The organism is Kovacikia sp. CALU 1929 (assembly GCF_056784235.1).
The window spans coordinates 17,565-37,774 of the sequence record NZ_JBXBCF010000095.1 but is presented as its reverse complement, the minus strand read 5'-3'; the positions used below and the strand labels follow the sequence as shown (position 1 = coordinate 37,774).

General features: G+C 49.1%; 19 protein-coding genes. 5 read left to right on the top strand and 14 right to left on the bottom strand.

Annotated elements, in window-relative coordinates; all coding sequences use genetic code 11:
* Positions 1 to 16: 16 nt before the first annotated feature.
* Entirely contained in the window at positions 17 to 559 is a 543-nt protein-coding gene (locus AC1S52_RS26515) for a hypothetical protein (RefSeq protein WP_482032051.1), read from the bottom strand.
* Between the two features lie 30 nt (positions 560 to 589).
* On the opposite strand from AC1S52_RS26515, the gene AC1S52_RS26510 reads away from it, so the two are divergent.
* Positions 590 to 844, top strand: coding sequence for a hypothetical protein (locus AC1S52_RS26510; protein WP_482032050.1), 255 nt, complete (start codon positions 590 to 592; stop codon positions 842 to 844).
* Positions 845 to 857: 13 nt separating this feature from the next.
* Here AC1S52_RS26510 and AC1S52_RS26505 read toward each other — a convergent pair whose 3' ends face one another.
* The 4 genes from AC1S52_RS26505 to AC1S52_RS26490 form a co-directional block, all read right to left on the bottom strand.
* The gene (locus AC1S52_RS26505; RefSeq protein ID WP_482032049.1) at positions 858 to 2,303 is read right to left on the bottom strand and encodes an SMI1/KNR4 family protein; all 1,446 of its coding nucleotides are present in this window, start codon (positions 2,301 to 2,303) and stop codon (positions 858 to 860) included.
* Positions 2,304 to 2,346: 43 nt separating this feature from the next.
* On the bottom strand, positions 2,347 to 3,432 hold the full coding sequence (locus tag AC1S52_RS26500) for an FAD-dependent oxidoreductase (RefSeq protein ID WP_482032048.1): 1,086 nt from the start codon (positions 3,430 to 3,432) through the stop codon (positions 2,347 to 2,349).
* Between the two features lie 674 nt (positions 3,433 to 4,106).
* A complete protein-coding gene (locus tag AC1S52_RS26495; protein WP_482032047.1) occupies positions 4,107 to 4,697 on the bottom strand; it encodes a 2OG-Fe(II) oxygenase in 591 nt (196 codons plus the stop codon).
* The gene (locus AC1S52_RS26490; RefSeq protein ID WP_482032046.1) at positions 4,645 to 5,622 is read right to left on the bottom strand and encodes an RluA family pseudouridine synthase; all 978 of its coding nucleotides are present in this window, start codon (positions 5,620 to 5,622) and stop codon (positions 4,645 to 4,647) included. Before AC1S52_RS26490 ends, AC1S52_RS26495 begins: the two co-directional genes overlap by 53 nt.
* 420 nt (positions 5,623 to 6,042) lie before the next feature.
* Here AC1S52_RS26490 and AC1S52_RS26485 point away from each other — a divergent pair, with 420 nt between their 5' ends.
* Positions 6,043 to 6,885, top strand: a complete 843-nt coding sequence (locus AC1S52_RS26485) for a restriction endonuclease (protein WP_482032045.1) — start codon at positions 6,043 to 6,045, stop codon at positions 6,883 to 6,885.
* Between the two features lie 202 nt (positions 6,886 to 7,087).
* Here AC1S52_RS26485 and AC1S52_RS26480 read toward each other — a convergent pair whose 3' ends face one another.
* On the bottom strand, positions 7,088 to 7,609 hold the full coding sequence (locus tag AC1S52_RS26480; RefSeq protein WP_482032044.1) for a Uma2 family endonuclease: 522 nt from the start codon (positions 7,607 to 7,609) through the stop codon (positions 7,088 to 7,090).
* Positions 7,610 to 7,685: 76 nt separating this feature from the next.
* On the opposite strand from AC1S52_RS26480, the gene AC1S52_RS26475 reads away from it, so the two are divergent.
* Positions 7,686 to 8,291 carry an esterase/lipase family protein gene (locus AC1S52_RS26475; RefSeq protein ID WP_482032043.1) on the top strand — a complete coding sequence of 202 codons (606 nt, stop codon included), beginning with the start codon at positions 7,686 to 7,688 and terminating at the stop codon, positions 8,289 to 8,291.
* Between the two features lie 133 nt (positions 8,292 to 8,424).
* Here AC1S52_RS26475 and AC1S52_RS26470 read toward each other — a convergent pair whose 3' ends face one another.
* Complete coding sequence (locus tag AC1S52_RS26470; RefSeq protein WP_482032042.1) at positions 8,425 to 8,916, bottom strand: host attachment protein; 492 nt, start codon at positions 8,914 to 8,916, stop codon at positions 8,425 to 8,427.
* Between the two features lie 379 nt (positions 8,917 to 9,295).
* Here AC1S52_RS26470 and fusA point away from each other — a divergent pair, with 379 nt between their 5' ends.
* On the top strand, positions 9,296 to 11,341 hold the full coding sequence (gene fusA / locus AC1S52_RS26465) for an elongation factor G (RefSeq protein WP_482032041.1): 2,046 nt from the start codon (positions 9,296 to 9,298) through the stop codon (positions 11,339 to 11,341).
* Positions 11,342 to 11,375: 34 nt separating this feature from the next.
* On the opposite strand, the gene AC1S52_RS26460 is transcribed toward fusA, so the two are convergent.
* The 4 genes from AC1S52_RS26460 to ftsH all read right to left on the bottom strand — a co-directional run bounded on the left by AC1S52_RS26460 (position 11,376) and on the right by ftsH (position 16,077).
* Positions 11,376 to 11,993 (bottom strand): pyridoxamine 5'-phosphate oxidase family protein, encoded by a 618-nt coding sequence (locus AC1S52_RS26460; protein WP_482032040.1) that lies wholly within the window; start codon positions 11,991 to 11,993, stop codon positions 11,376 to 11,378.
* 9 nt (positions 11,994 to 12,002) lie between these two features.
* Positions 12,003 to 12,620 (bottom strand): glutathione S-transferase family protein, encoded by a 618-nt coding sequence (locus AC1S52_RS26455; protein WP_482032039.1) that lies wholly within the window; start codon positions 12,618 to 12,620, stop codon positions 12,003 to 12,005.
* Positions 12,621 to 12,869: 249 nt separating this feature from the next.
* Entirely contained in the window at positions 12,870 to 14,012 is a 1,143-nt protein-coding gene (locus AC1S52_RS26450; RefSeq protein ID WP_482032038.1) for a substrate-binding domain-containing protein, read from the bottom strand.
* Between the two features lie 88 nt (positions 14,013 to 14,100).
* The gene (gene ftsH / locus AC1S52_RS26445) at positions 14,101 to 16,077 is read right to left on the bottom strand and encodes an ATP-dependent zinc metalloprotease FtsH (RefSeq protein WP_482032037.1); all 1,977 of its coding nucleotides are present in this window, start codon (positions 16,075 to 16,077) and stop codon (positions 14,101 to 14,103) included.
* Positions 16,078 to 16,165: 88 nt separating this feature from the next.
* Here ftsH and AC1S52_RS26440 point away from each other — a divergent pair, with 88 nt between their 5' ends.
* The gene (locus AC1S52_RS26440; RefSeq protein WP_482032036.1) at positions 16,166 to 16,465 is read left to right on the top strand and encodes a small RNA NsiR4-regulated ssr1528 family protein; all 300 of its coding nucleotides are present in this window, start codon (positions 16,166 to 16,168) and stop codon (positions 16,463 to 16,465) included.
* A gap of 120 nt (positions 16,466 to 16,585) precedes the next feature.
* On the opposite strand, the gene AC1S52_RS26435 is transcribed toward AC1S52_RS26440, so the two are convergent.
* The 3 genes from AC1S52_RS26435 to AC1S52_RS26425 form a co-directional block, all read right to left on the bottom strand.
* Positions 16,586 to 18,223, bottom strand: coding sequence for a cryptochrome/photolyase family protein (locus tag AC1S52_RS26435; RefSeq protein WP_482032035.1), 1,638 nt, complete (start codon positions 18,221 to 18,223; stop codon positions 16,586 to 16,588).
* Between the two features lie 89 nt (positions 18,224 to 18,312).
* Positions 18,313 to 18,687 carry a response regulator gene (locus AC1S52_RS26430; RefSeq protein ID WP_482032034.1) on the bottom strand — a complete coding sequence of 125 codons (375 nt, stop codon included), beginning with the start codon at positions 18,685 to 18,687 and terminating at the stop codon, positions 18,313 to 18,315.
* A gap of 382 nt (positions 18,688 to 19,069) precedes the next feature.
* The gene (locus AC1S52_RS26425; protein WP_482032033.1) at positions 19,070 to 20,029 is read right to left on the bottom strand and encodes an aldo/keto reductase; all 960 of its coding nucleotides are present in this window, start codon (positions 20,027 to 20,029) and stop codon (positions 19,070 to 19,072) included.
* Between the last annotated feature and the right edge of the window lie 181 nt (positions 20,030 to 20,210).

Below are 20,210 nucleotides of genomic sequence, written 5' to 3'. Positions count from 1 at the left end.
TAATGGGGGATGGGGGTTAAGCTTTTGTTTCTTCGATCATGGTGACTAACTTATAGACGCCATCTTCAAACAATTGAGTCGTTCGCACACGATGATTGAGCGTGGTCAGGGCAATTACTTCGTTGTAGTAGGTTTTGCGCCCCTCTAGAGTGCGGCTTCCCCGATAAACAATCAAGTCATCGCTGATTGCCCAGGCAACCCCAGAGAATGCGGTTGCTTTTTCACCCCCCAAGGTATACACCTCATCCGTTAGGGGAAAAACCAGCTTTCCCTCCCGAAAGTCCCCGTAGTAACTGGCTGTTACTTCCCTGGGGGTGTCAATCCGGACGGTATTGGTCTGCACATACCGGGCACCATCTATCTCAATCACAACCCGCACCAGATGCTCATCCATCAGTTCACCCGTGGGGCTAATCCGACGAGCAATTCCTTCCCAGGTGCCACAGTTGCGTAAAAAGGCGAGAGGAACCTCAAACTCGTCATAACTCAAACTGGGAATTCCCATTCCTTCCATTTCAGCCATTTGAAAAGGAAATGCATTTTGTTCCAGTCCAGCCATTGAATCAACCCCTTTTCTTAATGGTTAGTGTTGGCTATTGGCTGTTGGCTGTTGGCATTCATCCTTCATCCTACCCTGCGGGAACGGCAAAGCCGTACATCCTACCCTGCGGGAACGGCAAAGCCGTACAGCCTTCACCGCATCACTTTGCTAGAACCTCAAGACTTGCAAGGTCTCCACGCTGCCCTATCTAACAACCAACAACTAAAAACTAACGACTCAAATCAGTGGCGGCAAGTAATCTTGAACTCACTTCTAGAGGCTTGCAACCGTCTGTGCATTTGAATGGTTAGGTTGTTCAAGAACCAAAACTTCTCTTACACACTTTCTGCATTATGTCCCAGAACGAACGATATCGATAGGCTCCAGGATTTTTATTGCCAAAGTCCCATGCTTCCCATTCGTTTCTAGAGTCTATAATTTGTGGGTTGAGAAGATAAACATCGCCATCTTCAGTAGAGCTAATCTGGAGAGCAGTCTTCATGTACTGACCTCTTATCCAACAGCAGTCTTGATGGTCTCCATATTGGAAATACTTCTCATCCTCAACATCATCGCCATTATCCCAACATTCTGCCCAATCTCTATTCTCTTCAATGAACCAGTTAATTTGGTCTGTACCATATAACTCGCAATATTCATTTAAGATCGTAAAACCATTAGAGGCAAGGAGGAAGTTCCGATAGCTTATGGGTAGTTTTGCCCCTAATCTTTTCTCTAGTTCAGAAACTTCTTCCTCAGTTGCGCCTATCCGAAGGCAAGATTTATTCTCCAAAACATCTGAATATTGAAATTCATAGTTATCCATATGTTCTTCATTAAGATTATCAAATATTGCTTCACTCCATTTCTCTAAGAAATTATTCCAATCATTAACTGTTGGAATAAAGTCAATGTTTATAGGGATGTAGTTCCTTCTATTCACTGAATCGAGAAAATCTTGGGCTTGTTCTTGGGAAAGATTAATACTATTTTGTAAAGCACCTTCTGAAATCCTACTCATGAGATCGGGTAGGTAAGCCACAAGATACAAACCCATTATTAAATTTTCCAAGGATTGCCACCATCTTTGGATGAATCTGTCAGCATTACTTGTATCTTGAAGATGCAGATAAGTACGTATTCCAAACACCAGGATTTCCTGCTCTACATAGCTCAGGCGATCGAGTTCCCAAGCATCAAGAACATCCTCAAAAACTTTCAACCACCTGCTGGCTTCCTGCCATTTTTTACGATTGACGTAATATTGGGAGAGTACACGATGTAAATCCTGAAAAAAGCTATATACTTTGAATCTGTCATCGCCCTTAATATCAACTTTTGGATGTGTAAGGTCATATAAGAAATTTTCGCTCCAATCACCTGAAGGCATTGCCACATGAAACCAGCGATCTATACCTGATACACCCTCATATTCCCGAAGTTTTCTATTGATATATTTTTCAAGCTCACTAAATGACATTTCCTGCTCTGAAAAAATCCTAGGGCAGGGAATCTTGATGAAATAGCATAGGGCAGGAGTAATCGCTTTAATAGGATGAACTAGGGAACTTACTTCACTAACTTTTAGTTCCCCCTGTGTTAGCTTGATAAATCCTTGATAGGCAAGCTCAGGAAAACCTGCAAACAATAGAATTGTGCTAGCTTCCAACAACAGGGGTGATGCTTCGTCAGGAGGCAGTATCTGTATCTTATGCTCCAGATCAGATAGATACTCGGAGCCTATCAATTTTGTGTTTTTCACTGTTTACCTCAACAATTAGAACACTCTGCAACCTAACAACTTCTTAAGCAGCTTGCTTATGACGGCGTCCGATTTTCTGGCTCATTTCGCGACTGGTGCGTTGATACTCATGCACGATGGGCTTCCGTTCTGCTTGATATGTCTCTACTGCCGCTTCAAGCTGAATATTGGAGGCAAGATGCCGCGCCAAAGACAGAGCATCTTCAAACCCGGCAGTCATGCCGCGAGCGCGGGTTGGGCTTTTGGCGTGGGCGGCATCACCGATTAGAACGATTCGTCCATTGCACAAGCGGGGTAAGGGATCGATGTCATAGGAATACCGGCTGACGATTTGTTCCGGTGGGGTTGCCTCAATCACAGTACGGGCATCTCTGGGCAGCTTCGCCAGTTCCTTCGCAGGAATAGTGGAATCCTGGGGTCTGAGGGTACCGATCGCGCTATCTTCCAGGTTCTTTTCAATGAAGAAGCCCCAATGGGTGCGATCGCCGCCAATGTCAAAGAAATTGGCATAAATCCCCCGACCACGGGCGTAAACAATAAAGTTGCCTTCCGGGCAGAATGTATTGTCAGCCACGACTCCCCGCCAGACCAGATCGCCCAGATAGCAAAGCTCTACCCCAGAAACAACAAACTGGCGCACCTTAGATAAAATTCCATCTGCCCCCACAAGGAGATCGCCTTCCCACTCACTCCCATCTTTAAAGTGGGCGGTGATACCGCTGGTAGTTTGGGTAATGGATTGCAGATCAGCGTTAAAGTGCAGGCAGTCTGCTGGTAATGGATTCAGGAGTGCTTCTAGGATGGCTGTACGGTGTACAAGCATTCCTGGCAATTCATTTTCTGCATAGGTGACTGGTTCAGAACTGATAACTCCACCCCGTAAATTGCGAAACTCAAACCGCTTTACAGGGGAACCGGCATGAATAATCTGGCTGCAAATGCCGGGGTTGCCCTGGTAAAGGGCTTCCATCCCTGCCTGCACCAAAAGAATGCCACACCCCTCTGTGCGGGGATAGGGTGCTTTCTCAAACAGAGTGACCTGAACCCCTTGCTGGATTAACAAATTCGCAAGATAGACCCCCGAAGTTCCCGCACCAATGATACCAATCCGGTAATTTGAAGAAGCCATCTGCGTACCCTCCTGGTGAAAGGTTGAATTAGATAAACAGGTGTCAGGTGTCAGTTTGATTGGATGCAATGACAACGACTGCAATGACTACTGCCAATGGAAAAAGTGGTTCAGTTTGCAGATAAGCTTTACAGCAGTTTTTAGACGAGTGCCACACAATGAATGCCGTTATATTAAGGCACAACCAACGTTCTGTGTAGCATACACAAATGAAAATTGCTGTAAGTAATAATGCATGATTTGTATCAGACAATAACCAGCTACTCAACGCAAACCACTTTTCAAGCACCAAACTGGTTGTCGATTGTTACCGATTCATTCTGCCGTTGTTGCATCAACGGCTACATGTTTAAGTGAACAACCTAAATGAATAACCTATAACAAGCTATAGATAAGGAACCCACATCACTTATATAACAATCATTCTAACTAACCCGCATCTGTCAAGAAGGGTACCCGCAGGGGGTATTTCTTTGATCTGAGGGAGTGTTCAGGTCTACCTAAAGTATGGACAGCGGAATTGAAAAGATGAACACCTGTTACACCTTTTTACACCAGTTGAGTGGATGGGTAGATGGGTTAGATAGGTGGATGGCATTTTGTCTAAACCCAGAAAAACCAATTTGCGGGGTTATGAAGGGTTTGCAATCCTTCATAATCTGCTTGGCAGACTACTAGTTCAAGGTTCTAGATTCCAGCTTGAATTCTGGAATGTCTTGTAGCTGCGCTTCATCCAAACTGTATTGTTCACAAACCAGGCTGAGACGAATGCCGGAACTGGTGACTGGGTTAATGGAGTGGGTCAGATCACCCTGAAAAAAAAGCAGTAGGTTTGACTGGGGACGGATTTGAGCAACTTTGCGTTTGTGCGATCGCAGTACCAGCTCTCCGCCTTCTAAGTCGGCTGGCACCTGGACATAGAGGACGCTGACCACGGCGGGTGGATCGATAGTTTTGCAGTAGGAGCGGAGGGATCGATCGATGTGGGGATCGACCCGTGAGCCTGCCTTTAGCAGCAAGGGATTGAGATAGAAGGCGTTACATTCCGGTTGTAATGCCTGGGTCAGATAGGGTTTGAAATAGGGAAATCGTTGTTCGACGGTCGCTAGGTGCGATCGCTGGAATACGACAGAAAACCCCTTTGTGCCCACAAAGTCGCGGTTCAAATTGTTCACGGCAAAGTAAGGACATGCCAGAATTTGCCCCTGCAATTCACTCAGGTAGGTTGGGGGAAATGCCTGTGGGTGTTGCTGGTAGTAGCTCAATGGATAGCTCCTTTGGGGCGGGGCAAAGGAAACTCATGACCTGACCTGTACTGGGATGGGTGAAGCATAGCTGGTAAGCATGGAGGTGGTAGCCACAGTCTCCGGGGACGGGCAGTTTCTCGGCGGCGATGGGCTGGAGTCGGGGAACCCCACCCACCTGATAAAGTGGATCGCCAATCAAAGGATAGCCTGCGGCAGCGAGATGAATCCGGATCTGGTGGGGGCGTCCGGTCAGAATGGTGACTTCTACGAGGGTGGAGTCAGCAGTACGGTTGAGGACGCGGCATTCGCTATGGGCAGTCAGTCCCTCAGCCGTTGCGCCATAGACATAGCCCAGAACAGGATGGGGAATTTTGCCAATCGGCTGGGTGATGGTGAAGCAATCCGACAGATCGCTCCTTCCTACCAGGGCACGATAGGTTTTGCGGAGGGGGCGATCGCCTCCTCCCAGGGTATTCTGGCGCATTTGCTGGCTGAGGCTGGCTCTGGCAAGGTGCGATCGTGCCATCAGCATCAGCCCGGAGGTTCCCCGCCCTAAACGGTGAATCGGCAGAGGAGTCTCCTGGGGATAGCGTTGTTGCACCTGCCACAGCAGGGTATGTTCCAGAAAACCGCCGCCTGGGAGCACTGGCAACCCTGCGGGTTTGGCAATCACAAGCAAATCCTGATCTTCGTAAAGCACCTCAAAGGAGAGGGGAACTTCAGGTTCTTCCCAGGGGGGACGGTGGTAGGATAACCGCTGCTCTGGCTGTAGCGAGGTTTCGGGAGTGGTTAGTTTGCCATTCAGCAACACCTGACCAGTGACAATCCGCTCCTGCCATTCTGCCTGGGTGGAGTGGCGATAGCGTTGGGTGTAATACTCCAGTACTGTGAGTCCTGTACCGGCGCGATCGACCTGATCTTGATAAATCCAACCCCGATTCATGGTTCTGGCAAATATATCTATGAGATGAGTCTAGCAGCGCCCATTAAAACTCTTGAAATTTGCGCACGATGGAAATTAGAGCCTGAAATCTTCATATTTTTGTCTATTTGAAGGTGTTGGATTTCGCTACTGCTCTACCTAACCTACATTAAGTAGGTAAGGGTAGGAAAACGCATCTGAACTGCGAAATGTAACCTTCGCTCTATTCGTCAGTCTAAGCAAGTTTGGAGTCAACTGTACAAAACTTGACTTACATGAGCTAAATTGTACTGACCTACTTACTGTTCCAGTTCAGCCACCGTAAAGATCCTTTTTTGAAAGAGAGCCACATCTTTGTAAAGTCGTAAGGGATGATTCAGTGCAGTTGCAGGGCAATCGAATTTAAAATTGACAGCAGAATAGCTTATCGATCTTTAAACAATGGCGACGAAGACAAAAACTCTCTGTTTCGAGTGCGGTAAAGGTACGCTTCGCAAGCATCCCATTCTTGACATGTATTTATGTGCCAACTGTCAGCGCCAGCATCAAGATAAGTATCGATACATAACTAAAACACGAGCACTAGGCGAGTATCGTCTCAAACCTAAGGATCTAGAATCACTCCGTGTACATGAAGTTGATAATCCCTATTACAAAAAAGCTGCTCCAATGCAGCTATACCTACTTAATCAGGTTGAAGAGGTTTCCAAGAAAAAATGGGGAAGCCCTGAACCCTATACCGTAGAACTTGTTGAGTTCTCTAAAGCTCTTCTCGATTGGTTTCTTGAGGATACGGAGCGTCTAAAACAACTACCTCCTGATAAGTTTCAATACTTAATTGCTGATCGACTTAAATATATGGGTTTGAGTGTTCAGCTAGTTGGTGATGTCTATCGTAAAGATGGCGGAGTAGATATTATTGCTTATCCAAATGGGGGCTTTACTTTCCCTTTTTTACTAGCTGTTCAAGCTAAACATCATCGCACCAGTCGTAAAACAGGCGCTCCTGATGTCCGTGATTTTCATGGAGTGCTTACTTCACGAGTAGCACCGTTCCATATGGGCATGATCGTAACAAACACCTCTTTTACTGCGGATGCACAATGGTTCGCTGACACTAATCAAACTTTGTTAAGGCTTCGAGACATCAAAGATTTAAGTCGTTGGATGAAAAATGATTTTGTGAATGAATCTGAATGGCGCGAAATACCTGAGCAAGTCGAACTCGCACCCGGTGTTACCATACAAATCCCTAAACAACAGCTTTGGCTCCCGAAGAAATGAGGGCTAACCGCCAGTCTTGTAGGTTGGATTGAACTTTGTGAAACCTAACGCTCTGTTATTAACAAAATAGAACAATTTAACTGATTTACTGTGCGATCGTATTCCCACTCATCCAACTTAGATTGGCACATCTTGTTGTAGGTTGGGTTGAGTGCAGCGAAACCCAGAAATCAAAGAGCTTTTACGTGGAAATAGCGATCGCTCAAAACTGTACTTTTTTATAAATAGTTGTTAACTCAATTTGAAACGATATGGAAACTGAGATCAGTACAGCATCCATGCTTCCGAATTCCGACAAAAGCCACTTGTTATCAGCCGTTCTGACACAATGCTCAACGTGAACTCTACTCTGGTCAACCAGAATGTATTCTTGAAAGCTGGGGAGTGATCGATAAAATTCAAATTTCTCGCCTCGATCATAGTTCTTAGTCGATTCCGAAAGAACTTCTACAATCAGCAATGGGTTTGTAATGGTATCTTTTCGTCCTTCTGCAAGGGCTAGTTCCTCAGCAGTCACCATCACATCTGGATAGGTGTATAGCCCTACTTGTGGTATCCAGAGGCGCATATTGCTGATGCACCCATCGTAGGCTTGATCAGCTAATTCGGTATTAAGATCTGAACCAAAATTGACTGCGATGCGGTGTTTAGATCGAGAGCATCCCAGTGAAGTCCACTGGCTGAAAGCCCTTGAATAGTTATAGCCAATCGATAGATGGTTCAATACTCTTTGGTAATTGACAAATTTGTTGCGTCATAATTTAAAGCAGGATGAGCAACTGACTCAGTTAAGGTTCTCAATGAAGGTTCTATTGATTCATGGATTAGGGCGATCGCCATTATCCTTGTTCAATCTTGGATGGCGTTTACAGCAAGCTGGACACGCTACCGAGCAATTTGGGTATGCCGCTTTCATGGAATCCTACGATCTCATTGTGGCGCGGCTACAGGTGCGCCTGCGAACCCTGGCAGACCAGGGAACCTATGGTGTAGTTGCTCATTCTCTGGGTGGTTTGCTCACGCGATCGGCGCTGGGCTTATCCAACATCGCCCCCCCTGCCCATATCGTGATGCTGGGAACCCCAAATCAACCGCCCCGCTTGGCGGCTCATGCGTGGCAACTGCCTCCATTTCAATGGTTCGCTGGTCAGTGTGGCTTTAATCTGACCTGTCTCGAATTCTATGCCGCTATTCCACCACTCCAGACTCCCTATACCATTGTGGCGGGAACCAGTGGACCGACAGGCTTGCTCAGTCCGTTTGGGATGGAAGTTAATGATGGAATTGTTGCCCTGAGCGAAACTCGGCTCTCCAACCAGGATCGGATTGTCGAGTTGCAGGTATGGCACACCTTCATGATGAACGATCGCGCCGTTCAGAAAACTGTCCTCCAGTGTCTACAGTGAGGACACGGTTCCAGTGGTTGCACCTTCCTCTAGTGTTCCGTCAGGAAAATTTTGATGGGTCGTAGACCTCAAAATTTAGCCATCATTAACTTCCTGGGTATTTGCTACCTGTCAAATTAAATTTGACAGAGCACTAGTTAGGTCTGCTTTGTACAGGGAGAAGGTCTTTTTTTGCCAAATACTCATGCAACTCATGGGCTTTGAGTTGGCATAAATCTTTAGTTAATTCATTAAACTTCAAGTTCTTCGGCAAATCTGGAATTAAAACTTCGCGCATTATCCCCAAGATCTGAGGTTCTGCAACCAGCAGCAGTTGGTGGGGGTGGCTGGATTTGATCAATTGAGCCAACTTTGCGGCAATTTCCTGGGCAAACCGGCGCTCAAACTCAACCCGATGGTTTTCACGGTGATCATCATAGCCATGAGCCTGACCAGTCGTACCACGATTGCGTCCAGGTTTGGTATTAGACCACAGATCTTGCCCCTGAAGCACCTGAGTAGAACTATGTAGCTCTTCAACTTCAATTAGCTTAGGACTGGCTTCATATTCGGGAAGGTCAACCGACTCAAGCACAAAAAGCTTTGCCTTCGCGCTGCTGACAACAGCAACCATGTAGTTTTGCATAATCCATCTCCAGACACTCTGGATACCTGGATTCTACAACGTTGAGTAATATTGAACACAATTTCAAATAAAGCTTAAAGTTCTCAACTCTTTTCGTAAATCTCTGTGACAATTAAGGTAGGTTCTCATCAACTATTTGGTTTGATTAGGACTATGGATTATGAATTTGATCTCCTCCCAAACTTTATGGCTGGGTTTAAGAGGGTGTTTGAACAGTATCCATTGTCCTGCTGTCGCTTGATATATCCTGCTATAGCTTCATACCCCACAGAACGGAAGCTATAGCAGAGTGGTTGCGTCAATGTTCCGCTTCACAATTTCCTGACTTATTTCTAATTTGCTGTTCCAGTCAATTAATCGCTTTTCTTTCAATGATTTTATGAATACTCTGGATCATATTCGTAATATTGGCATCTCTGCCCACATTGATGCTGGAAAAACGACGCTATCCGAACGGATGCTTTACTATACGGGCAAGATCCATAGAATGCATGAAGTTCGTGGCGATGAGGATGGTGCCACGATGGACTATATGGAATTGGAGCGGGAAAAGGGAATTACCATTACTTCAGCCGCCATCACCTGCTTCTGGAAAGAAAATCAAATTAATTTAATTGACACACCGGGTCATGTTGATTTCACGATTGAAGTTGAGCGATCGCTGCGAGTATTAGATGGTGCTGTGATGGTGCTGTGTGGCGTGGGAGGCGTACAATCTCAGTCCATCACGGTTGATCGGCAAATGAAGCGCTATCGTATTCCACGAATTATTTTTATCAACAAGCTGGACCGGGTCGGAGCCGATCCGTTTCGGGTTGTAGCCGCGATTCGGGAAAAGCTAGGCTTAAAGCCGATTGTACTCCAGTATCCCATCGGTTTAGAGGAACGGTTTGAAGGCATCGTTGATTTGATTGAAATGACCGCCTTCTACTTTGAAGGAGAGAACGGCGACCACTGGGTCAAGCGTCCTATTCCTGATGAGTGGCAGGGAGAAGCACAAATCGCCAGAGACCAACTTTTAGATCAGATCTCGATACGCTCAGAAGCAATGATGGCTAAATTGCTCAATGGCGAAGACATACCCAGCCATTTGATCTGGGAAACCGTGCGGGAAGGCACCCTAGCCCATGAATTTACCCCCGTATTAATGGGATCTGCCTTCAAAAACAAAGGGGTCCAAAACCTGCTGGATGCGATTGAACTCTACTTACCGTCTCCAGCAGAACGGGAGGTGGTGACTGCCATTGATCTCACCACCCAAGACACCGTACCCGTCCCCCCAGACCCAAGCCAACCTGTCGTTGGTTTTGTGTTTAAGCTAACGGATGATGAGTATGGTCAGATGACTTACACTCGCCTGTATGCGGGCACATTGAAACGCGGCGATCGCCTTTACAATTCCCGCACGAAAAAGTCAGCCCGCGTCACTCGCATCATTCGGATTGAAGCCAATCGCCGCCAGGAGCTTGAGTTGATCGCGGCTGGAGAAATCGTTGGCTTAGTGGGGATGGAGTGTGCGTCTGGAGATACCCTCTGTACTCCAGGAATAAACGTTTCCTTAGAAGAAATGTACATCCCAGAGCCTGTGATAACCCTGGCAATCACGCCCAAAAGTCAGGTAGACGGCGATCGCATCGCAAAAGCGCTGCAACGGTTTGTCAAAGAAGACCCCACCCTGCATGTCAGCGTTGATCCAGAGTCTGACAAAACCCTGTTGTCGGGCATGGGAGAACTCCATTTAGAAATTTATCTGGAGCGCATCAAGCGGGAATATCACGCGGAAGCCTATATTGGCAAACCCGCCGTTGCTTTTCGGGAAACGATTACCCAGCCCGCTCGATTCGACTACACCTTCAAAAGACAGACGGGTGGACACGGACAGTTTGCCCATGTCATCGGTCGCCTGGATCCCTGGGAAGGTCCATTTGTGTTTGAAAGCCGGGTTGTGGGAGGAGCTATTCCCAACCAGTTTATTGCTGCCTGTGAGCAGGGCTGCCGCGATGCCTTGAAAACAGGGTGGCTAAAAGGGTATCCAATTATTTCTATCAAGGTGGTTTTAGAAGGCGGTAGTTTTCATCCGATTGATTCTTCCGAGATCGCATTTCGAGTGGCGGCTAGACAGGGGTTTGAGGATGCCTTTGCCAGGGGAAATCCCGTTCTTTTAGAACCCATGATGAAGCTGGAAGTGGAAACACCCAGTGAATTTATCGGACGAATTCAGGGCAAATTGCTAGCTCGACGAGCCTTATTGCTGGGTTCGGAAACCCGCAACCAGGATGCCATCATTTGGGCGGAGGTGCCGCTGGTTGAGATGTTTGGCTATGCTACTGAGTTGCGATCGCTGTCTCAGGGCATGGCAACGTTTGCAATGGAGTTTGCCGAATACCGTCCGCTTTCAGAAGCGCTGATAGCACAGGTTAGATGAGCTTGAAAAGTTTTGTCATTGACCTATGTTTCGCTTAATTCTCTGCTGACATCTCCGCCCCTGAATGCCCCATCGACTCTAACTCAGCAATGCGATCTCGTAGAGGAGCCAGCATGGCTTCTACTTCGGTTTCTGAATAGCGAATGGGAATGTGCTGGGGGCAGTTTTCACTAATGGCTTCGACATGGAAAAGAATTGCGCGTTCAATTGCAGCAGGATAACCCGGAACCCGCAATCGTTCAGTCCATGCCGAATCACCTTCCACAAATTCAGCTCTACCCCAAACTTTGATTCGTTTGCGATGACGGTAATCCATCAAAAATAGAAATGCTTTGTCATTACCGGATAAATTACCAACGGTAATGTATTGCACATTTCCCGAAAAGTCAGCAAAGCCCACAGTCTTCTCATCCAGGACTTTCAAGAAGCCTGGGGGTCCGCCACGAAACTGGATGTAAGGATAGCCAGTGGAACTGACTGTTGCAAAATAAAACCCATCAAGTTGCGCAATGAATTCCTGTATTTTGGGAGTAATCGTATCGTTAGCAGGACCATTTGCAATGTAGGTCTCATAGGTTTGACGGGATCCGCGTTGTTCCTGAACAACCTTAACTTCCGGGGTAAAAGCAATTTCACCAAACTTGCGTGGCATGGTATTCTCCTACGCTGCAATCGGTTCTGGAATGCCAATCATGCCGACGAAACCGGAAAGGTGCTTGATGCGATCGATCCAGGCAACGACCCTGGGATAGGGAGTGAGATCGATCTTGCCATCACTCGCCAGAGCCACATAGGGAAAGACTGCTACATCTGCGATCGTAGGATGCCCTAATTCTAACCAATCCCGTTCTCCCAAATGATTCTCCAGTTGAGTCAGAATAAACTCTGATTTTTGAATTGTCTGTTCCAGGTTGATGCTGGTGGCTTTGAACAAATGGTACAGGCGAGCCGACTCCGGTCCCTGGCGCACTTCCCCGGCAGTGATTGAGAGCCAGCGTACTATCCGACTCAGTGGTTCTGCTTCTAATGGCAACCAGGATTCCCCACCATACTTGCGAGCCAGGTACACCAGAATCGCCTGAGCATCTGCCAGCACAGTCTCGCCATCAACCAGAACGGGAACCTGTCCAAAGGGGTTGAGTCCCAGAAATGCAGGCTGCTTATGCTCACTTGCCATCAAATCAACCTTAATCCATTTGTACTCCAAACCCAGTAAGGACAACATCAATTTGGCTTTGTAGCTGTTGCCAGAAAGTTCATGCCCATAAAGCTGAATCATGATTAATCCCCTTAGCTAATCTTTGCAGACATTGCATTATTGCCCTGGCATAATATAACTGTACCGAACGATTGGTACAATGACAACCAGGCTAGGGGTATGAAGAGGCGTAGATGTTCTAGTCGGCTGTGTGGTGTAAGTTCGGCAACCCTTGTAAAGGTGTCAGGTGTCAGGAATACTAAATATTTCCGTCTAGTTCTACTAGACGGATTGTTTTCGATTGAGGAAAGGTGTGGTGAGAGCCAGGAGTTACGGAATCGGCTCAACTGTGGCAATGACCTCACCCGTTTGGCTTGTGTCATAGCCCCCTAATGCTTCCAGTTGTGACAACACGCGGCGATGTCCTAATGTACTCAGTAGTTGCTGCACAGGGGGTTCTTCTAAATAGGGCTTGAGGACGACCAGATCGTAACGGGAGCGATGGAGGGGGATGAATTCTAATCCGAAGGCAGCCGCAACGGATGCCGTACTGATTCCTGCTGCGACTTCACCAGTTGCGATCGCATGAGCGACTTCTAAATGTCCATACACAATCTGGTCGAACCCTTGGACAGATTGAATATCCACGCCTGCTTGCTGAAGCGATCGCTCCAGTACTTGACGGCTACCAGCCCCCTCTTCTCGATTCACAATGGTTACTCCAGGTCGGGTCAAATCTGCCACACTGTTGAGGTTCAACGGATTCCCCGGCTGAATTAATAAGCCCTCCTGCCAACTGCCCAAATTAATTAAAACGGCTGAGGTATCTTGCAAAGCCGCTTGCACAAAAGGGACATTATGATCTTGTGTTAGCGGATCGTACAAGTGCATTCCCGCCAGATGAACTTCCCCCCGACAAAGCCGATGAAGGGCACTCATACTGTTGTCAAATGTCCATTGCACGCGCAAGTCAGGATGCCAACGTTCTGCTGCCCGCGCCCATAGTGAAAGTGCTGGAGTGCAACCTGCTATCACGACGGCGTGATGAAGTTTCTCCAGGTCATCCAGTAATTTGACTCGCATCGTGGGTGAGTCTGCCTCATAGATTCCCTCCCCATCCGCTGGAATCATTTCCAGGCGAAAAGCATGATTACCCAGCAGTGGGTGAGCAATCCACTGCCCACCCACCCGCGCTAAACTGACTCGCAGCAGTTCACCCTCAGGGGCATTTTGGGTAGGAATTGCCTCAATTTCGGTCGTGTCTTGTTCCAGCCAAAATAAATTCTCGACCTGACAGCCCAATGCTTTTGCCAATCGGAGTGCCACCGTGGTTGACGGAGCATACTGTCCCGCTTCCACCCCACCGATGGTCTGTCGAGATACCCCTGCGATCGCCGCTAAATCCTGCTGACTCATGCCCAGGCGCAGCCGAATTTGCTTCAGATTATTGCAGAGGTCACTGTCTTGCTTCATCTAGATAGTTCCTGGGTTTTTCTAAACCGTAACCGCTGGGAAAATTAAGCGATCGCATCATTGCTCTGCTTCAGATTGGGTTAAACCGCTACAGTTTTCCCGTTCTTAACCATTCAGGCACTTCCGACGGAACCCTGACCCGCTGCAAATATTCGTGCAGGTGCGACCCTTCCAGGACTTCTTTTTCAAGCAAGCGCTGCGCCAATTCTTCCAATAAATCCCGGTTCTGGGTCAGAATGCTTTGCGCCACGGTATGGGCATTGTTGATGATGGTTTTCACCTCCCGATCAATTTGGGCGGCGGTTTCGCTACTGACCGGACGGCGAGTGGTTTGTCCACCGAGGAAATCCTGTTGCATCTGCTCAAAGGCGATCGGTCCCAGTCCTCCATCCATTCCATAAATCGTGATCATGCGTTCAGCGATGCTGGTGACTTTTTGAATGTCATCGCTGGCTCCAGTCGAAATTTTGCCAAACACCACTTCCTCCGCCGATCGCCCCCCCAACAGCGTCGCAATCCGTCCCCTCAGTTCATCTTCTGACATTAAAAAGCGGTCTTCCTCTGGGAGTTGCAGGGTGTACCCCAAAGCACCCACCCCCCTGGGAATAATTGAAATCTTCTCTACCTTATCGGCTCCCGGCATTTGCGAACCGACGATCGCATGTCCCACCTCATGGTAAGCAACGGTCGTTTTCTCCTGGAGGTTCAGTACCCGCGATTTACGTTCCAGTCCAGCAACCACCCGTTCAAAGGCTTCGCTAAAGTCCTGCATCTGCACCACCCGTTCTCCCCGACGAGCGGCTAACAGAGCCGCCTCATTCACCAGGTTTGCCAGGTCGGCTCCGGCAAAGCCAGAAGTGCGAGCAGCCAGCAGTTCAAACATCACATCCTCAGCCAACTGTACCTTCTGGGCATGGACCCGCAAAATTGCCTCCCGTCCCTGTTTGTCGGGGCGATCGACCAGAACAATGCGATCGAACCGTCCGGGACGACGGAGTGCCGGGTCCAGCACCTCTGGGCGATTAGTGGCTGCCAGAATCACCACCCCGGTATTGCTTTCAAACCCATCCATTTCCGTCAGTAGCTGGTTGAGGGTTTGTTCCTGCTCACTGTTACTTCCGGCAAACTGACCACTGCCTCTAGATCTGCCCAGGGCATCGAGTTCGTCAATGAAAACAATGCAGGGGGCTTTCTCCTTTGCCTGCTGAAACAGATCGCGCACACGGGCAGCACCCACCCCCACAAACAATTCAATAAATTCGGAGCCAGAAATGCTGAAAAAAGGAACGCCTGCTTCCCCAGCGATCGCCTTTGCCAGTAGGGTTTTACCCGTACCCGGTGGTCCCGCCAGCAGGACTCCCTTGGGAATGGCTGCCCCAATCTGGGTATATTTGTCTGGTCTTTTGAGAAAATCAACAATTTCAATCAGCTCAGCCTTTGCCTCTTCAATTCCTGCTACATCCTGAAACGTAACGCCCGTATCACCTTCAGCGTAGATGCGGGCTTTGCTCTTACCTACCGTCAGGGCGGATCCGGCGGTTCCCTGCATCCGGCGCATTGCCCATAGCCAGATACCAACGAAAATTAAGGGCGGCGCGACCCAGCCAATCAGGGTGGTGAAAATGTTGCCCTGGTCAGGGGGGGCGGCACCAAACTCGACCTCCTTTTGTTCCAGCAGGGTCACCAGGCTAGGGGTGTCTGCCGCAATCCGAACGGTGGAATAAATCGGGGGGCGATCGCGGACTCTTCCTGGCTGAAAGGGCGATCGGGGAGTGGGGCTTGCCGTCGGTGTAGGAGACGCGGTTGGCGCTTGTTCGTCTTTAGGCAAATCTTGCCTGAGAATAAACCGAACTTCATCCTGGGTAATGTATGCCTGAGCGACCTCTCCCGCCCTCACCTGGCGGGTAAAGGTGCTATAGGGAACCCGTTTTGGACCCGGTCGCAGGGCTGGAATCAACAAAAAATTGAACAGGATCAAAAAAGTAATCAACCCAATCAAGCTGCTGCTGAACTTTTTAGGTTCGGGCATGGATGGGGTGCGATCGCTATCCTTCTCAACTGGCATAGCAAAACTCCAGGAATCGTACTGTCAAGATCCTACCTGCCCCCTGACACCTGATAAAATTCCCTAGACGCAAAGGAGATTACTAGCGATGACTCTGGAGACAAATTCACCGGATACAACCGGGGCGGATGCAGTGGATGAAGCGATCGCCCGTGGGATTGATTTTGACGGATCACCGATTCCGGCTGCCAAATTGGAGCTTTACCAGAAAGTTATGGGGCTGGAAGCGGGACGACAACGAAGCGGGGTGTCGAATACCATGCGATCGCGGATTGTCCGAATTGGCGCAAAACACATCCCCCAAGATAAACTGAACCAAATGCTGATTGCGGCTGACTTTGCCCCGTTGAAGGAGAAAGAAGTCGCCTTTTACTACAGTGGCAAATAGTTGACAGCAATTTCCATTTGTGGCTATGGTCAAACTTCTTATTTAGCAGGGATTTTTGACCTTAGTTTGTACCGCACTCGTCTGAGAATTCCACCCATCCACCTCATATAGCATCTAGCATCACAGCAAACTTAACTGCCCATCCTCAGACACTCTGGGCTTGCGTCGAGTAGTTTTGCGGGGTGGGGGAATACTGACGTGAGCGACAAACCAGGTACGGAGTGCCTTTGCCTGCTCCAAACTTAAGGATTCCAGATCGAGGGGGGGCGGAAATAGCTCAGACTGGGGTGTCGATGCCCAGCTAACCTCACTGGAAGAGGGGTCTGCGCCAAAGGGTAAAACATCCGAGGTCAGACGGGCGAGATAGGGTACCACATTCTCCTGATTGAGAAATATCTGGCGCTGCCGTTCTAAGGTTTCTATCCGCTGCTTGCGGGCTTTCTGGTAGTCCAGGATGGGGGCAGGATAGCCTTTGACAGCAGGGGGAGAACCCAGGCAGGCGGGCGGCAGATGTGCCAGTTCGGGGACCCAGCGTTTAATGAACGTTCCCTCTGGGTCGCAGCGATCAACGGCAACCTGCTGCGGATTGTAAATGCGGGTCCAGGTTTTATCGACGCAGTGGGTGACTCCACACTGCATCGCCCACTGGTAATGGTCGATCGGACAATCACCATCGATCAGGTGCCGCATAAAGTGAAGCGCCCCATAGCGCCAGTCCATTCCCAGCAGGTTACTCAGAAAGCTGGCATAGAGGGCACGGCTGCGGAAGTTGAGTTCTTTCCAACCCCCGGTTGCCTGAAGACAGCGGGCAGCCGCATCCACAATCGGAAAGCCGGTTTGCCCCTGTTGCCACGCCTGGTACAAGGCTTGATCAAAGTACCAGCCGTCTTCGTCAAAAACACTGTAGAGCGATCGCAATTCTAACTGGGGTAAATAGCGGAACCGTTGGGCAAAGCCACTGCCCCACCGCAGGCGGGAAATTAACTGGCTGCAACTCCGTTGAACCCGTGAGTCTGAAGATTCCACAGCTTGAGCCGTTTGGTAACACTCTCGAATCGAGATGGCACCAAATTTAATATGGGGACTCAACCCGGTCGTTGCCTCTGCTGCCGGATAGGAAAGCTGCCAGTAGTAGCGATCACTCTTTTCTGCCAAAAATTCTTGCAGCAACTCCCGGGCAGCCTGGGTTCCACCCGCAGGAATGGGTTTACCGTCCGGTGTCATGCCTAAATCGCTGAGGGTTGGCAGGGGTTCACTGTTGATCTCCGTGGGTACCACAACTCGACCAGGCGTAGGCATCCGTTCAGCCCCCATTTCGGCATACCACAGTTCCCGGTAGTGGGGATAGGGGATAAGATCGGGAACCGTGCCCGGTGGTTCAAACCAGCGAATCTTCAGGTTCTGGCGGGCAAGCGCCTGGTTCAGGTGGGCATCCCGGACACGTCCATAGATGCGTTCAAAGTCAATGTGGGCATAAATTCCTTCTGCCCCAGTTTCCCGGATCAACCGACGCAACACCTCTACGGGATCGCCATACCGCAGAATCAACCGCCCGCCGCGATCGCCCAAGTCCTGATCCAGCGATCGCAAACACGCCAACATAAATTCGACCCTTGCCACCGCAGTTTCCGGGTGGTGCAACAGGGCACGGTCAAACACAAACACGGGAATCACTGCACCCCGCATCGCCGCCCGGTACAAGGGCGCATGATCCGCCAGACGCAAATCGCGCCGAAACCAGACAATCGTGCGATTCACCCGCTACCTACCAATATTCGACTGAAACACAGCAAAGGATGCTATCTCACACCACTTTGGGGTAAAGACAAACAACCCTCACCCCTCACCTATCCCCTCGCCTGACTCAACAGTTTCTTCACTGCCTCTAGCATATCGGGGGGATGGTAGGGCTTGGTAATGTAAGCATCAGCTCCCTGTTTCATACCCCAATAGACATCAAACTCTTCACTCTTACTCGTACACATCACCACGGGAATGTGCTTAGTCTTGGGATCGTTCTTAATCCAGCGGCAGAGTTCGTAGCCATTCTTACGGGGCATCACAATATCAGTGACAACCAGATCAGGAGAACTGACCTTGATTTTTTCTATTGCTTCTTCACCATCTGCCGCTTCAACGACTGTAAAGCCGCTCCGCTTCAACTGATCCGAGATCATCTCCCGTACAGTATGGCTATCGTCAACAATCAAAACAGTGGTCATACTCCCGGTTGGCTCAGTGATTGGAGGCAGATAAAGGGCTAGTTTAGCGTGTTTCCAAGCCCAAAATGTGGACTTTAGCAGACTTTCCCTTCAAGAAAGGCTACACGATCGCCCCGTTTGTTTCCTTAAATGCTTACTGACTACAGAGTGCCCAATCGATCCACCTCAGGCATCGTATCACTCCTTAATTCACACAATTAGTTTAGATCTCCAACATTGTGGGGAATTGGGGTGAAGGGGTAGAGGGGTGAAGGGGTGAAGAGGTGAAGGGGTGAAGGGGTGAAGGGGTGAAGGGGTGAAGGGGTGAAGGATAAAAGCGAGGTACAGTAACCTGCAATATTCAAAACTCTCAACTCTCAACTCTCAACTCCCCACCCTTCCCTCACTTCCAGGGACGGCTCATTTCATCCAACTGAGCCACTTCATCCGTGCTCAAGCTCCAGCCTAAAGCCCCAGCGTTTTGCCTTGCCTGCTCCGCGTTTTTAGCCCCCGGAATCGGAATCACATTCCCCTGGGCAATCAGCCAGTTGAGGGCAACCTGGGCGAGGGTGCGTTGATACTTTTCTGCGATGGTTTGCAGGGTGTTAACCAGAGGAGTCACCTTTTGCAGCCCCTTGGAACTGAAGTTGGGATCAATCCGCCGTGCCCCCTGGGGCGATCGCGCGCCTTTGCCTGTATATTTGCCGGTCAGCAAGCCTTGCGCTAATGGACTGTATGCCAGAATCGTTACATCCAGTTCCCGGGCAGCATCCAGAACACCCTTGGTCTCAATCTTACGAGACAGCAAAGAATAGCGCACCTGGTTCACAGCCAGTGGAATGCCCCTGGCTGCGAGAAACTTATGAGCCTGCCGCATCTTTTCAGCCGAGTAGTTGCTGACACCAATTGCCTCGATCCTGCCCTTTTCTACTTCATTTGCCAGGGCATCCATTAGCTCCTTTTGCCCAACGAAAAAGTCGATGGGGGCATGAACCTGATAGAGGGCAACCTTTTCAACCTGAAGTCGCTCTAAGCTGGCAGTCAGAGCATCGGCAACTGCCTGGGCGCTAAAGCGCCAGGGGTAGGGAAAATATTTGGTCGCAACCTGAACAGGTTGGTTCGTTTGTTTCATGAAGGTCCCCAACAGTCGTTCTGATTCACCGGGACCGTAAACTTCGGCTGTATCAAAGAAATTAACGCCCGCTTCCAGTGCCGCATGGAAAGCTTCTTGCACCTGCTGTGCGCCATAGTCCTGACCATAGCCCCAAAAAAGCTTGTCGCCCCATGCCCAGGCACCAATCCCCAGCGGTTTGACCGCCGGACCGTTTTTACCGAGGTTGATTGTTTGAACGGATTGCAACATGATTATTCACAGTTTGTTACATACCTGGATTGTAGCGTTGCAATCTGCCATCAGTGGCTCTCCTCAGGCATAGAAAGCGTTGCTAATCCATCATTCCTGTGAAAAACACAACTCAAACGGTGACATGGGTTCATTCTGAATCCCTGACGGCTTATCTTTAGAAAGTATGAAACCATTGGGT

What these genes read in the sequence shown, in the direction of transcription:
- AC1S52_RS26515 (WP_482032051.1), bottom strand. Translation starts at nt 559, where the DNA reads ATGGCTGGACTGGAACAAAATGCATTTCCTTTTCAAATGGCTGAAATG.
- AC1S52_RS26500 (WP_482032048.1), bottom strand. Translation starts at nt 3,432, where the DNA reads ATGGCTTCTTCAAATTACCGGATTGGTATCATTGGTGCGGGAACTTCG.
- AC1S52_RS26490 (WP_482032046.1), bottom strand. Translation starts at nt 5,622, where the DNA reads ATGAATCGGGGTTGGATTTATCAAGATCAGGTCGATCGCGCCGGTACA.
- AC1S52_RS26485 (WP_482032045.1), top strand. Translation starts at nt 6,043, where the DNA reads ATGGCGACGAAGACAAAAACTCTCTGTTTCGAGTGCGGTAAAGGTACG.
- AC1S52_RS26475 (WP_482032043.1), top strand. Translation starts at nt 7,686, where the DNA reads ATGAAGGTTCTATTGATTCATGGATTAGGGCGATCGCCATTATCCTTG.
- AC1S52_RS26470 (WP_482032042.1), bottom strand. Translation starts at nt 8,916, where the DNA reads ATGCAAAACTACATGGTTGCTGTTGTCAGCAGCGCGAAGGCAAAGCTT.
- fusA (WP_482032041.1), top strand. Translation starts at nt 9,296, where the DNA reads ATGAATACTCTGGATCATATTCGTAATATTGGCATCTCTGCCCACATT.
- AC1S52_RS26460 (WP_482032040.1), bottom strand. Translation starts at nt 11,993, where the DNA reads ATGCCACGCAAGTTTGGTGAAATTGCTTTTACCCCGGAAGTTAAGGTT.
- AC1S52_RS26455 (WP_482032039.1), bottom strand. Translation starts at nt 12,620, where the DNA reads ATGATTCAGCTTTATGGGCATGAACTTTCTGGCAACAGCTACAAAGCC.
- AC1S52_RS26450 (WP_482032038.1), bottom strand. Translation starts at nt 14,012, where the DNA reads ATGAAGCAAGACAGTGACCTCTGCAATAATCTGAAGCAAATTCGGCTG.
- ftsH (WP_482032037.1), bottom strand. Translation starts at nt 16,077, where the DNA reads ATGCCAGTTGAGAAGGATAGCGATCGCACCCCATCCATGCCCGAACCT.
- AC1S52_RS26440 (WP_482032036.1), top strand. Translation starts at nt 16,166, where the DNA reads ATGACTCTGGAGACAAATTCACCGGATACAACCGGGGCGGATGCAGTG.
- AC1S52_RS26430 (WP_482032034.1), bottom strand. Translation starts at nt 18,687, where the DNA reads ATGACCACTGTTTTGATTGTTGACGATAGCCATACTGTACGGGAGATG.
- AC1S52_RS26425 (WP_482032033.1), bottom strand. Translation starts at nt 20,029, where the DNA reads ATGTTGCAATCCGTTCAAACAATCAACCTCGGTAAAAACGGTCCGGCG.